At 40.8% G+C, this 13,628-nt stretch carries 10 protein-coding genes; 5 read left to right on the forward strand and 5 right to left on the reverse strand.

All coding sequences use genetic code 11. The features are described 5' to 3' along the window. Positions 1 to 21: 21 nt before the first annotated feature. A complete protein-coding gene (locus tag FLM54_RS08745) occupies positions 22 to 1,065 on the reverse strand; it encodes an AI-2E family transporter (RefSeq protein ID WP_010390257.1) in 1,044 nt (347 codons plus the stop codon). Positions 1,066 to 1,498: 433 nt separating this feature from the next. On the opposite strand from FLM54_RS08745, the gene FLM54_RS08750 reads away from it, so the two are divergent. Together FLM54_RS08750 and FLM54_RS08755 are read left to right on the forward strand one after the other, a co-directional pair. Then, positions 1,499 to 2,389 (forward strand): TIGR01777 family oxidoreductase, encoded by an 891-nt coding sequence (locus tag FLM54_RS08750; RefSeq protein ID WP_178956175.1) that lies wholly within the window; start codon positions 1,499 to 1,501, stop codon positions 2,387 to 2,389. Positions 2,390 to 2,523: 134 nt separating this feature from the next. After that, positions 2,524 to 3,702 carry a GGDEF domain-containing protein gene (locus tag FLM54_RS08755; protein ID WP_178956176.1) on the forward strand — a complete coding sequence of 393 codons (1,179 nt, stop codon included), beginning with the start codon at positions 2,524 to 2,526 and terminating at the stop codon, positions 3,700 to 3,702. Between the two features lie 62 nt (positions 3,703 to 3,764). On the opposite strand, the gene FLM54_RS08760 is transcribed toward FLM54_RS08755, so the two are convergent. Then, positions 3,765 to 4,424, reverse strand: coding sequence for a DUF2987 domain-containing protein (locus tag FLM54_RS08760; RefSeq protein WP_256729707.1), 660 nt, complete (start codon positions 4,422 to 4,424; stop codon positions 3,765 to 3,767). After that, the gene (locus FLM54_RS08765) at positions 4,417 to 5,226 is read right to left on the reverse strand and encodes a glucosaminidase domain-containing protein (RefSeq protein WP_138609487.1); all 810 of its coding nucleotides are present in this window, start codon (positions 5,224 to 5,226) and stop codon (positions 4,417 to 4,419) included. The genes FLM54_RS08760 and FLM54_RS08765 overlap by 8 nt, the downstream gene beginning before the upstream one ends. A gap of 181 nt (positions 5,227 to 5,407) precedes the next feature. Here FLM54_RS08765 and FLM54_RS08770 point away from each other — a divergent pair, with 181 nt between their 5' ends. After that, positions 5,408 to 6,700: an anti-phage deoxyguanosine triphosphatase gene (locus tag FLM54_RS08770; protein ID WP_178956177.1), complete on the forward strand. Its 1,293-nt coding sequence runs from the start codon at positions 5,408 to 5,410 to the stop codon at positions 6,698 to 6,700. 85 nt (positions 6,701 to 6,785) lie between these two features. Here the strand turns inward: FLM54_RS08770 and FLM54_RS08775 are convergent, their stop codons facing one another. After that, the gene (locus tag FLM54_RS08775; RefSeq protein WP_178956178.1) at positions 6,786 to 8,942 is read right to left on the reverse strand and encodes a prolyl oligopeptidase family serine peptidase; all 2,157 of its coding nucleotides are present in this window, start codon (positions 8,940 to 8,942) and stop codon (positions 6,786 to 6,788) included. Positions 8,943 to 9,095: 153 nt separating this feature from the next. Between FLM54_RS08775 and FLM54_RS08780 the strand changes: the two genes are divergently transcribed. Together FLM54_RS08780 and FLM54_RS08785 are read left to right on the forward strand one after the other, a co-directional pair. Continuing rightward, on the forward strand, positions 9,096 to 9,407 hold the full coding sequence (locus tag FLM54_RS08780; protein ID WP_178956179.1) for a DUF962 domain-containing protein: 312 nt from the start codon (positions 9,096 to 9,098) through the stop codon (positions 9,405 to 9,407). 192 nt (positions 9,408 to 9,599) lie between these two features. Next, positions 9,600 to 12,155, forward strand: a complete 2,556-nt coding sequence (locus FLM54_RS08785) for a TonB-dependent siderophore receptor (RefSeq protein ID WP_178956180.1) — start codon at positions 9,600 to 9,602, stop codon at positions 12,153 to 12,155. 328 nt (positions 12,156 to 12,483) lie between these two features. On the opposite strand, the gene FLM54_RS08790 is transcribed toward FLM54_RS08785, so the two are convergent. Then, positions 12,484 to 13,485: a branched-chain amino acid aminotransferase gene (locus FLM54_RS08790; RefSeq protein WP_304644689.1), complete on the reverse strand. Its 1,002-nt coding sequence runs from the start codon at positions 13,483 to 13,485 to the stop codon at positions 12,484 to 12,486. Between the last annotated feature and the right edge of the window lie 143 nt (positions 13,486 to 13,628).

A 13,628-nucleotide genomic window follows, 5' to 3' on the forward strand; every position in this document is an offset into this window, starting at 1 on the left:
TAGGCACGCCTTTATAAGGTATCAGTCTTCTGATTTGATAACGGTTTCTTCACCTGTGCCAAGCATAGTAGCTAACCAACGCCCTTCATCACTGGCTTCAAGTGCTATTTTTACAATCATGGTTAACGGCACTGATAGCAGCATACCCACAGAGCCTAATAACCAGCCCCAAAATATTAATGATAAGAACACCACCAAGGTAGAAAGCCCGAGGCCTTTACCCATGTATTTTGGCTCTACAATATTCCCCATAACGGTATTAATAGTTAAATAACCCGCGCCGACGAGCCCTGCCACTAATGGACCTTGCGTAATAAGCGCCAGTAACAGTGCTGGCACAGCCGCAATGATTGAACCAATGTTAGGAATGTAATTAAGCATAAATGCCAATACGCCCCATAGTACAAAATAATCAACATCGAGTATCCACAGGTAAAAACCAGCAATTACACCGGTAGCTAAACTCACTAAGGTTTTAATGGCTAAATAAGAGTTAATAGAGTCTAAAAAACGGTCAATTTGCTTAATTTTGCTGTCGGGATCGTCCAGTGCTAAATGAATTTTTTTGCCAAGTATCGGCCCTTCAAACAGCATAAAAACAACTGTTAAAATAATTAAAAACATATTGGCCATTACGCTACCTAAACCCGTTAGCATATTGGTGGCAACATCAACCATTTTGCCAGGATCAAACATAGACAAAATTTGTTCTTTATTAATTAAAATATTGTATTGTGAGGCTACATCAACCAACCATACAAATTCTTCTTTTAATTGTGCTTTATATTCAGGTAATTGTTTTGAAAAATCGTTAACCGACTGCCCTACTAAACCGCCTAAGCTAACCCCTAAGCCCATAATAATAAGCACCACAAGCACTACCGCTATGCCTTTTGGAATACGGTAACGAGCAAAAAAATTAATGAGTGGGCTACAAATTATGGCTATAAATGCTGCCAAAATAAACGGAATAACAATAGCGCTTGCGGCTTTAATACCCGCCAGCACAATGACCAAAGCGGCAAAAATTATTAAGCTTTTATTTACCCCAGTTAAACTTGCCAATACTATTATCCTATTACTGTTATTTGGCTTTAGTGTAAGGCAAAAGCTAATAGAATGAAATGTTTAAGGGTCTGTTGGACTTTCAAGATTAGATTTGCAGCCGTCTTTTTGGTATTAAGGCAAGACAGAGCCTATGTGGTGTGGTTGTTCCCCATAAATAGGCGATAACGTAGCATTAATGCCAAACAGGCGCTGCCCAAAGGGTTCTGCCTAGGGGCAATTAACTCTTTGTTGCTCGGTTTTGACTTAGCCCACTAGGTTACAAACCTCCCGCCGCGATTAAATTGCCCCTAGTTTGAACAAATATTAATCCGCAAAGACCAACAGACCCTAGGTGATCATAAAAATTATTGGTACGTATAAGTTTGCAAATCGTTGAGCTGGAGAGTATAAATTTTAAACATCCTGCTTTTTTTATAATTTCGGAGTTGCAATGCATATATTTTTTACTGGCGCCACAGGCTTAATTGGTAGGCACCTTTGCCCTTTCTTGTTGCACCACCACGATGTTACTGTACTGAGCAGAAACCCAACCAAAGCAAAAGTATTGTTAGGGCACCAGGTTAACGCTATTGATAGCCTTGAAGATGTTGATTTTAATACCGTTGACGTGGTTATTAACTTAGCCGGTGAACCTATTGTAAATAAACGTTGGAGTAATAAACAAAAAGCAGTCATTCGCGATAGCCGAATCATTGTTACGCAAGCGATTAGTGATGCTATTAAGCAGTGCCATACCCCGCCACATACTTTTATATCTGGCAGTGCAATTGGTTATTATGGTCGACAAGGCGACACTCTGGTTGATGAAAACAATACAGAGCCTCATGATGAATTTAGCCACCAACTGTGCAAAGATTGGGAGCAAGCAGCTTTAAAGGCTGAGTCTGACGAAACTCGAGTGTGCTTATTACGTACCGGTATTGTATTGGCTAAAAAAGGCGGCGCGCTTGGTAAAATGTTACCAGCATTTAAGCTTTGCGTAGGTGGTCCAATTGGCAATGGTGAGCAAGGTATGTCGTGGATCCATATAGATGATATGGTTCAGCTCATTTTATTTTTAATTCGCAATAAACAAATATCTGGTGCTATCAACGCTACAGCCCCTGAGCCGGTAAGTAACAAGCAGTTTAGTAAATCATTAGGAAAAGCATTATCTCGCCCTGCGTTTATGCCTATGCCTGCTGGGGTGCTTAATATATTAATGGGTGAAATGGCCGACTTACTTACTACCGGCCAGTATGTGGTACCTAAAAAAGCATTAGACCATAACTATCGTTTTCACTTTACTAAAATTGACGCTGCATTAGAAAGTTTAGTCTAGCTACTGGCCTTAACGGGTTAAGTTTGTAGTAGGGGGTAAAGTTAATACTTTTTACCCTCTTGCTATTTTTGTGTTACTACCTAATACTTATAGCTGTATAAACGCCTTCAATTAGCTAAAAGAGCCCCTTAAACATGCTTCATTTACCTACATTAATTAGCCTCTGTTTTATTCTTAACTTGTTTATTGCTGTGTTCTTTTTTTCTGTTTATAGATACAAAAAACAACCTTGCTATTTATTTTTTGCGACCGCCTGTTGCTCGTTTATTACCGCAATTGCACTAATTGGTTTAAGAGATTTTATTGAGTTTCCATTATTAACCCATTTTTTTGCTTACGTTTTTATTATTTTAAGCCCATTACTCATTATTTTAGGGTTAATACCACAAAGCCAAGCGCCCGCGATAAAATTAACGCCTTTATACTATGCAAGCGCCATGTGCTGCACGCTTTTACTTGCAGTGTACCTTATTGATGCAGGGCAAATTATTACCAGTATTATTGCTTCTGTATTATTTAGCTACGCTGCGTATTTAATGATTAAAACTCCAAGTGTTGCTGTAGTCCAACAACGCTTACTCGTTGCCTGTTTTGCAATACACAGTGTGGTGATGCTGTTGCAAGTTGTACTCCTTGTTTTGCTCTATTCAAGCCAAATAAGTCAAGCCAGCTTAGCTTTTGGATTACAGTTGTTATTGGTAACGCATTTATTTTTAACTACCGCTACTGCGCTAATTTTACCGTTTATTAAGTTTGCTAATGCTGAGTCTAAACTAATAAATTTAGCGAATCACGATCCTTTAACACAGCTTTTAAACAGGCGTGGATTTTTCCGTTTATGTAAAAAAATAACTAAAACCGCGCCTCTTAACAGCAGAGTATCGTTGATCATGCTCGATATTGACCTGTTTAAACAAGTGAACGACCAATACGGCCATGAAACTGGCGATGAAGCGATAAAGTGGATTGCACAACATATTAACGAATTGTTTTTTGAGCTTGGAGTTACTGCTCGGATTGGCGGAGAAGAGTTTGCTATTTTTCTTAATCAACAGAACTTAGCGCAAGCTAGGCTGTTAGCTCAAAAGCTTTGTAGTAGCATTAATGAATACCCGTTTTATTTTAATGGTAATAGCATTGCACTGTCTGTAAGTGCTGGGGTAAGTAGCATGTTAGTGCGCGAACTAAATATGCAAGAACTGTTGTTGCAAGCCGATAAACGGCTTTATCTTGCTAAAGAAACAGGCCGAAATAGAGTGGTCACCCACGATGAAAAAAGCTTGTTAGCAAAAGCCCCCTCTGCCATCATTTAATTTAGTCATAAAAAAACGACATCATAGTTGATGCCGCTTTTATACGTTTACCATTTTTATGGTTACTTACTGATCCAAGGCGTTACTTTAACAACCTCGTTAATATCAGCTAATATGGTTGTGTTATCTTCCCAGCTATCGGTTACTTCAAAATAACACACTGACTTTTCGCATGTTATAAGCTCATCATCAAATTGCTTTGGAGTTTTAAAGGTAACAACCACGCCTTTTTGTTCAGGCAATAAAAACCACATTAGTTTGCTAACAAAAAAGCCAGATAGGTCTGTTAATAGCTCTTCAAGCTCATTATTAATAACTAATAACGATTGCTTTGATAACGCCAGTCCATCTAGTTCATTAGCTTCTATTTGTAACTTTAACTGACAGTCGTGAACCGGATTTTTTGGCTGAACTACAATCACCGCTTTATCGGTATCTAGCTGTTTATCGAACGGTAATAGCAATTGCGCTTTGTCGGTATAATTAAGCGGGTACTCATTTTTTTCAGTTAAAATAGTACCACTCTTAATACTACATACTTCGTTAGTACCAATATCGCTAATATAAAAGTTTACGCGGGCGTACTGAAAGTCCCCTTTGTTTACCACTTTTAAACGGTCGTAAAAACCGTCGTACGACATTACAAACTCTTTAGCAACCGCACTACTAGCGGCTATTGCAAAAAAGCTGGCTGTAACTAATTTTAATACCATTTTATTCATTAAAGTACGCTCGGTTTTGATTTATCATTGTATTTAATTCTTCAATGTACGCTTCACCACGTTCAGAGTAAGACATTAAACCATACGTTAATTTAGTCGCTAAAATAGGTTTTTGTTGTGCGCGTAAGTCTTCGCGTATAGTACGTAACTCTTTGTAAGCATTGTGGGTATTAATATTTTTAAAATAAGAGCTTACTGCTGCACGTACCGATTTAAATGCAGCCACTTCATGCTCGGCTTCACTATTACGTCTTCTTGGCACCATGCCACAGCCTTTTTTGTAGCACCATTGGCCAAAAAAGTTTAAGCCAATTCGTGCAAAACGCGAAGTACCCCATGCAGACTCATTGGCTGCCTGCATTAAGGCCATTTCTTTAGGAATGATGTCTACGCGGCGCAGTGCTTGGCTTAAAGTAATGGTATCTAAGGTTTCAGATAATCCGTACGACTTAAGTATTTTTTTAATATCACCCGTTTGTTTTTTACTGAGCGGTTCACTGTGCTCTATCATCATGCGTGCAATTTCAAGGTTTGCACGTTGTTGTAAAATCTTTTTGTTTTCGGCTTCTACATGAGGCTTAATAAAGTTAAAAAACGCATGTTTTTTCTCTTTCACATCAGTGAATTCTGAGAACTTTGGCAACTTAACGTTGTGCAATGGTTTTTCTTTCTTCTTCTGTTTTTTAATATCGTTAGTGCTGGTTTGCTCGTCTGATACTAGTTCATCAGCATCAATAAACGGAAGGGTCAACGCCCAAATAACAACGGCGGCTAACAACAACTGAAAAATAGTTTTTAACATGTATTATCTCAATTTAACTCTAAGTTATGTATGGTGTAGTCACATACATACGAAACATCATTATACCTAAGCCACTTTATAAACGCGAATACTGAACAACCGAATAAAATTCATACACCTATTGCTTACAATTTATAATATACTAAGTGCTAAAGCCGAAGACGAATTGATAGGTTGAGACATGGATAAACAGTGGCAAAATAGAATAATTGAACAATATAAGCACCGCCCTAACGATAACCGCTCTCCTTGGCAAATAGACCGCTCACGAATCATTCATGCTGCTGCATTTAGGCGTCTTCAAGCTAAAACCCAAATAATGGGTATTGGCTTAAACGACTTTTACCGTACACGCCTTACCCATTCATTAGAAGTCTCGCAAATAGGCACCGGCATATTACGCCATTTAAAGGCCCAACATCCAAGCTTTGAACATTTTCCATCTACTGGATTGCTCGAAACCCTATGTTTAGCGCACGATATAGGTCATCCACCGTTTGGGCATGGTGGCGAAATTGCACTTAACTATATGATGCGTGATCATGGTGGTTTTGAGGGTAACGCACAAACACTGCGCATTGTGGCAAAGCTAGAGCCCTATAGTAACGGCTACGGCATGAACTTAACTAGACGCACCTTGTTAGGATTTATTAAGTACCCAGCTTTTATTGATAACCTTTGGCATAACATCCCACAAGAAACTAAACAGCGTGCGTTTATAAAAGCCGATGACTGGCGACCAGCCAAAGGTATTTACAATGACGATGCCGCGATATTTAATTGGATTATTGAGCCTCTTAGCGCAAGTGATAAAGCGTTATTATCTAGCCAAGAACACGCAGATGCTTACCGCGCTAAAACCCGTTATAAATCACTCGACAGTGCCATTATGGAACTGGCTGATGACATTGCTTATGCCGTTCACGATCTTGAGGATGCAATAGCTACCGATGTTCTTAGTTTAGACGATTGGCTAACCCATGCATTGCCGCATTTACAAGCACTTGACTATGACTGGTTAAACACTTTGCTGGAGTCACTCTCCAAGCGGTTATTTTCAAAGTATGAACATGAGCGAAAAGACGCCATAGGCGAACTGGTGAATACCTTTATTATTCATATTCATTTAGATACCCAAAACGATGAATTTGAGTGCCCTATTTTAAAGCACACCGCAAAATTAGATCAGCAATACGAAAATGTGCTACAGATCCTCAAACACTTTGTATTTCAGCGTTTAATACGCGACCCGCAAATGCAGCAAATAGAATTTAAAGGGCAAAATCTACTCATAGAATTATTTACTGCGTTTGCCAGTGATCCGCTGCGCTTATTACCCGAAACCACGCAAGCACTGTACCTTGAAGCTGAGAAACATAATCAAGGCATGCGTATTATTTGTGACTATTTAAGCGGTATGAGCGACGAATACGCTTATAAAACCTATCAACGGTTGTTCTCTCCTATACAATAAGTTAGCTAATCTGAACTCAGGTTAGTCAACATAAAAAGCCGAGTCACACACGTAACTCGGCTTTTCGTTAGTTTATAAAATCACACTACAGTGATTTAATACCCATGTTGTAAAGCGTAAAACCGTACATGTCGGCATAAAGGTCAATAATTTTACTGGTTGGTGTACCTGCACCATGGCCTGCATTGGTTTCAATACGGATAAGCGTTGGGTTAGTACCTGCTTGATTCGCTTGAAGTTCAGCTGCAAATTTGAATGAATGCGACGGTACAACGCGGTCATCATGATCGCCTGTAGTGATCATAGTCGCCGGATATTCAACCCCTGCTTTTACGTTATGAATTGGCGAGTAACCTTTTAAGTAATCAAACATTTCTTTACTTTGGTCGCTAGTACCGTAATCGTATGCCCAACCAGCGCCAGCTGTAAATGTATGATAACGAAGCATATCCAATACGCCTACCGCAGGTAACGCAACTTGAAACAAGTCAGGTCGCTGAGTCATTACAGCACCCACTAATAACCCACCGTTTGAACCACCACGCAGTGCTAAGCGTTTTTTAGAGGTGTATTTTTTATCTTGTAAGTATTCAGCTGCAGCAATAAAGTCGTCAAATACGTTTTGCTTTTGCAATTGTGTACCTGCTTTATGCCACTCTTTACCGTATTCACCACCACCACGAATATTAGCAACTGCGTATACGCCGCCTTGCTCAAGCCAAGCCGCTGTTGTAGGGCTAAAGCGAGGTGTTAAGCTTATATTAAAGCCACCATAGCCATATAAAATAGTTGGGTTGCTGCCATCTAATTTAATATCACTTTTATAAGTGATAATCATCGGTACTTTAGTGCCATCTTTAGAGGTATAAAATACTTGCTCAGAGGTATAGTTATCGCTATTAAAATCTATCCCTGACTTACGGTATACTTTTGACTCACCGCTTTGCGCGTCAAAGCTGTAAGTCGTGCCTGGCGTTTTGTAGTTAGTAAACGAGTAATAGAGCGTAGTTTGCTCTTTTTTACCGCCAAAACCACTCGCTGTACCAACACCTGGTAAGCTAATTTCGCGGATCAATTCGCCTTTATTGTTGTACTGCTTCACTTTTGAAATAGCATCAACCATGTAGTTGGCAAAAAACGTATTTCCGCCAAGCGTTACATTAAGTACATTTTCAGTCTCTGGGATAAAATCTTGCCAATTTTCAGGCTCTGGATTGCTTGCATCAACCGTCACTACTTTTTTATTTGGTGCATTTAAGTTAGTAACCAAAAATAGCTTGCTGCCTTCGTTATCAATTACGCTGGTATCAGAGTCGGTATTACCCACTACGGTCACAAATTCGCTATCTGGCTTGGTTAAATCTTTAATAAATAACTTATTACCAGAGGTCGATACGCTGGCACTAATAAACAAGTAACGACCATCTTTGGTTGCTTTAGCGCCCACATAGCGGTGTTTTTGTTCTGCTGTATCGCCAAATACTAAAGTATCTTCGCCTTGATCTTGGCCTAACTTATGGTAATACACTTTATGTTGATCAGTTTTTGCAGAAAGCTCACTGCCCTCTGGCTTATCGTAGCTTGAATAGTAAAAACCGTCATTTGCTAGCCAGCTAACGCCACTAAATTTAACATCAACTAGTGCTTGTTCTACCTGCTCTTTGGTTTCAGTGTCTATAACAATGATTTTACGCCAATCACTACCACCTTCTGAAATTTGGTACGCTAACAATGAACCATCTTCTGAAAATGATAAACCCGACATTGAAGTGGTGCCATCTTCACTAAAAGTATTAGGATCTAAGAACACTTCAGCTTCACCGCCGTCTTTGCTGCGGTATAAAACGTACTGGTTTTGCAGGCCATCATTTTTATAAAAATAAGTATAATCACCTTCAGTAAACGGGGCGCTGATTTTTTCGTAGTTCATGAGTTTTTCAAGGCGCTGTTTGAGTGTGTCTCTGTAAGGCACTTGCTCTAAATACGAAAAGGTAAGCTTGTTTTGAGTTTTAACCCATTGAGCCGTTTCATCACTCATATCATCTTCTAACCAGCGATACGGATCAGCCACGGTTTCACCAAAGTAAGTGTCAACCACAGTGCCTTTTTTAGTTTCAGGGTAATCTAGTGAGTTAACTGCTTTCATAGCTGTTTTTACTTCATTTTGAGTGGTGTTTTCTGCAGGTTGTGAACAACCCGCAAGTGCGATTACAACCGCACAGGTCAGTGTTTTTTTAAGCATTGCTTTATCATTATTTTATCTATAGTGAACCTAACCTATTAACTTTTACTGCTTTTGTCTATTGAGATGCGGTAAACGTCATTTATCGCTGTTAACCTACGCTAAATTGCGCTTAAATAAACGAACGACTTTTAAGCACTCGCAGGTTGAGTAATGACAGAAACTAAATCCTTTTCTAGCTTTAAACGCTTTTACCCTTTCTATTTAAAAGAGCATCGGAATAAAACCTGTCGCAGACTGCATTTTATTGGCAGTAGTTTAGTGTTGTTACTAGTCGGCTATGCGCTTATTAGCTCGCAATTCGTATTGTTATGGTTATTACCGGTGATTGGTTATGGCTTTGCATGGGTTGGGCATTTCTTTTTTGAAAAAAACCGCCCCGCCACATTTAAGCACCCGTTTTACAGTTTATTGGGTGATTGGGTCATGTTTAAAGATATGTTGATTGGCAGAATTAAATGGTAAATGGCTACTTACGCCTCGGTATTATAAACACCTCACCTTACTTGCTGTAAATAAATTGTAGATTGAATGTAATTCAATTGACCTCGATTATAAAAATAGTCTAATTTGGCAACAGTAATTTCAATTAGTTCATTATTCTAACAAACACTATATTGAAACCACCTGAAGAGCATCGAATGAGGGAAATTAGTTATGCAAATTACACCGCTATTTACAGCAAAAAAGACCATCACTTTAAGTATCGCCGCTGCACTTGTAGGCTCATGGACGGCTAACGCTGCTGAGCAAGAGACTCAGGCGCAAGAAAACATTGAACAAATTAGTGTAATTGGCTCTCGCCGACTAGGCCGCACAGTTGAAGATAGCCCTGTTCCTATTGATATTATTAGTAATGATGCCTTAAAAAGTTCGGGGCAAACAGAAACCAATGCACTATTAAGTACGTTATTACCAAGTTTTAATTTCCCCCAACCATCAATTACCGATGGCAGCGATCATGTACGCCCCGCTCAACTGCGTGGCTTAGCCCCTGATCACACCCTAGTGCTCGTAAATGGTAAACGTCGCCACAGTAACGCGCTACTTAATTTAAACGGCTCAACGGGTCGAGGCTCGTCATCGGTTGATTTAAACGCCATACCTGCAAACGCGATTGAACGTATTGAAGTATTACGCGACGGCGCCGCAGCTCAATATGGCTCAGACGCTATTGCCGGGGTGATTAATATCGTCCTTAAAAGCAATAGCAGTGGCGGTAGTTTGGGTGCCGTATATGGTGCAAATATTACCGATATGGACGGTGTCGCGCAGTTACAATCGGTTTCTGAGGACGCAAATGGTGACTTAGCTTTTACTGAGGGCAGCGACCGCTCGCTTACCGACGGCCAAACCTTAACTCTGCAAGGTAATATGGGGTTTGAATTAGGCGATAACGGCTTTTTGAGTATTTCTAGTGAATATCGCGATCGCAGCTCTACCAACCGCTCTGATTACGACCAACGCGAAAACTACGCTCGTTTACCTGATGGCTCTCTCGACCCACGCGAATTCACATGGGATCGTTACAACCATAACTTTGGTAACGGCACTGTTGAAGACTTTGCGCTGTTTTACAACGCAGGTTATCAGCTAACTAACGATGCTGAGCTCTACTCGTTTGGCTCTTACAGCAAGCGTGAAGGCGAAGGCGGTGGTTTTTATCGTCGCGCCCAAGACAGCCGTAACGTTACAGAAATATACCCTGATGGCTTTTTGCCGGTGATCACCTCAGACATTGATGACTTTTCATTGGCTTTAGGAGTGAAAGGCTTTGCTAATGAATGGAACTACGATGCTTCTGCTGTATATGGCCAAGATGCCTTTAACTTTGGTGTTATTAATAGTTTAAACACTTCATATGGGCCAAGTAGCCAAACCAGTTTTGATGCCGGCACGCTAACTTACGATCAGCTGACTATTAATCTTGATTTTAGCCGTGAGATTGATGCTGACTTTTTAGCCAGCGGAATTAACGTGGCAGTGGGCGCTGAGTATCGCCGCGAAGGGTATGAAATTCAAGCAGGTGAAGAAGCCTCTTATGCGCGTGGTAATTTTGGCCCAGGTGGTGCCGTGACCGATCCGGTTAATGGCCCATTCGGCTCTGCAGGTTCACAAGTGTTCCCGGGGTTCACACCTGAATCTGCGGGTGATAACAGCCGCCACAATGTTAGCCTTTACGTTGACTTAGAAGCCTTTATTACAGATAACTGGAATGTTGCCGTAGCCGCCCGTTACGAAGACTACTCTGATTTTGGCGACACGCTTAATGGTAAAATTGCCACTCGCTATACACTTACAGAAGACTTAGCACTGCGTGGCTCTGTATCAACTGGGTTTAGAGCACCATCTCTACAACAGCAATACTTTACCTCGGTAGCGACTGTATTTGTGGATGGCGAACCAACACAGACAGGTACCTTTGCGCCAAGCAGCGATGTTGCCGTTGCATTGGGTTCACCGGGTTTAGACGCAGAAGAAGCTACTAACTATGGGGTAGGCTTTACGTGGTCAACCGACTTCAACTTCAGCTTATCGGTGGATTACTACCAAATATTAATTGATGACCGTATTGTGTTATCAAATAACCTATCAGGCGCAGGCGTTGCAAGCTTACTTGAGGGCACAGGCGCTAACCAAGGGCGATTTTTCTTAAACGCGATCGATAGCAAAACCCGTGGCGTTGACGTCGTCGCTTCTTATAATTTAATCACCGACAATTACGGTGATGTAGCGTTTAATTTAGGTTACAACTACGGTAAAAACCAAGTCACCGACATTATTGACCCACCAGCACAATTACAAAGTGTCGGGGTTGAGCAAGATAATTTGTTCTCGGGTAACGAGCTACGTCGTTTTGAAGTGAGCACGCCGCGCAATAAATACAACCTTAGCGCAACATGGACACTTAACGAATGGCGCACCACACTTCGCAGTACTCGTTATGGTGAAACACAAGACCCGTCTGAAAATCCAGAGCGTAACGAAGTGTTAGAACCTAAATGGATCACCGATTTAGATGTTGCCTATGCACTTAATAATAACCTTACTCTGAGCTTAGGCGCTAATAATGTGTTTGATGTATACCCAGATCCAACTCGAGAGCTGGTGAGCGATGTAACCACTTTCTCTCGCTTGTTCTCGTACTCGGGCTTTTCACCATTTGGTTTTAATGGCCGTTATGTATACGGCAAAATTGAAATGAAATTTTAAGCTGTAGCTTAAACCAAAAAGCCACACTAAATAGTGTGGCTTTTTAATAGATTAGGGTCTGTTGATCTTTCAAGGTTAAATTTGCAGCAGTCTGTTTGGTATTTAGGCAAGGCAGAGCCTATGTGGTGTGGTTATTCCCCATAAATAGGCGATAACGCAGCATCAATGCCAAACAGGCGCTGCCCGAAGGGTTCTGCCTAGGGACGATTTACTCTTTGTTGCTCGGTTTTTACTTAGCCCACTAGGTTACAAACCTCGCGCCGCGATTAAACCGCCCCTAGTTTGAACAAATTTTAATCCGCAAAGGTCAACAGACCCTAGAACCCGATTAGATTTTAGTTAACCAACCGTGTTTGTCTTCGCTCTTGCCCCATTGAATATCGTTCAATGCTTGACGTAAGCGTGCCGTTGTTGGCCCTGGTTCACCGTTACCTACTTTGTATTCTTTATCGTTATGGATAAACGTACCTACTGGAGTCAATACTGCCGCAGTGCCTGAAAGTGCTGCCTCAGTACCTGGCTTTGCTGCACGCTCTAAAAGCTCAGTGACTGTAAAATTGCGCTCGCTAACCGTCATACCTAAATCTTTAGCTATGGTTAAAATACTATTACGGGTTACACCGTGTAAAAATGTGCTGTCGAGTGCTTTAGTAATGATTTCATTGCCATCAATTAAAATAAAGTTTGCGGCACCGGTTTCTTGTACATCGCCGCCTGGGCAAAATAAAATTTGGTCGGCTTTATATTTAGTGCGTGCTGCTGAAATTGGCCCTAGTGCGCTGGCATAGTTACCACCGCTTTTAATCATACCCATGTGCGGGGCACAGCGCATACCATCTTCTTCAAGTAAAACACGTAACGCAGTTGCACCACCTGAAAAATAATCACCCACTGGCGATAATAACGTATAAAGCAATGAACTCATTGACGGTGCAGCCGCTTTACCAATGGCAGCTTCTGTACCAATGTGGGTTGGGCGAATATACATAGAACCAGGAGGAAGCGGCGTTTCATCGGCGTATTCACGAACAATATCGATGATCATTGTTTTTAGCATTTCGCCATCAACAGCAGGTAAACTCAGCAATTCAGAACTTTGCTGCATACGCGCAATATTAGCGTCCATTCTAAAAATATTAACCGAGCCATCTTCGTGACGAAAGGCTTTTAAGCCTTCAAAACATGTACTTGAATAATGAAGAACGTGTGCACCTGCATGCAACTCAAGCTTATCGCAAGGAACAATTGAGCTTTCGCCCCACTGATTGTCAGAAAACTTAGCTTGAATCATCTGCGGCATAAACACAGTACCAAATGCTGCCATTTTTATTCTCTCTTGTGTGGTCTATTTTTCTCCATTGTATGACAACCAGCTACTATTTAACCATAGCAAAACGAGCTGTTTTTAAATTAATTAGAAGAATTTTTTGCATGTACTGATGATTATTTAATCAACAAAGCACTTACCAACCT

This window comes from Pseudoalteromonas sp. Scap25 (assembly GCF_013394125.1).
Lineage (GTDB): Bacteria > Pseudomonadota > Gammaproteobacteria > Enterobacterales > Alteromonadaceae > Pseudoalteromonas.

What these genes read in the sequence shown, in the direction of transcription:
- FLM54_RS08750 (WP_178956175.1), top strand. Translation starts at nt 1,499, where the DNA reads ATGCATATATTTTTTACTGGCGCCACAGGCTTAATTGGTAGGCACCTT.
- FLM54_RS08755 (WP_178956176.1), top strand. Translation starts at nt 2,524, where the DNA reads ATGCTTCATTTACCTACATTAATTAGCCTCTGTTTTATTCTTAACTTG.
- FLM54_RS08760 (WP_256729707.1), bottom strand. Translation starts at nt 4,424, where the DNA reads ATGAATAAAATGGTATTAAAATTAGTTACAGCCAGCTTTTTTGCAATA.
- FLM54_RS08765 (WP_138609487.1), bottom strand. Translation starts at nt 5,226, where the DNA reads ATGTTAAAAACTATTTTTCAGTTGTTGTTAGCCGCCGTTGTTATTTGG.
- FLM54_RS08770 (WP_178956177.1), top strand. Translation starts at nt 5,408, where the DNA reads ATGGATAAACAGTGGCAAAATAGAATAATTGAACAATATAAGCACCGC.
- FLM54_RS08775 (WP_178956178.1), bottom strand. Translation starts at nt 8,942, where the DNA reads ATGCTTAAAAAAACACTGACCTGTGCGGTTGTAATCGCACTTGCGGGT.
- FLM54_RS08780 (WP_178956179.1), top strand. Translation starts at nt 9,096, where the DNA reads ATGACAGAAACTAAATCCTTTTCTAGCTTTAAACGCTTTTACCCTTTC.
- FLM54_RS08785 (WP_178956180.1), top strand. Translation starts at nt 9,600, where the DNA reads ATGCAAATTACACCGCTATTTACAGCAAAAAAGACCATCACTTTAAGT.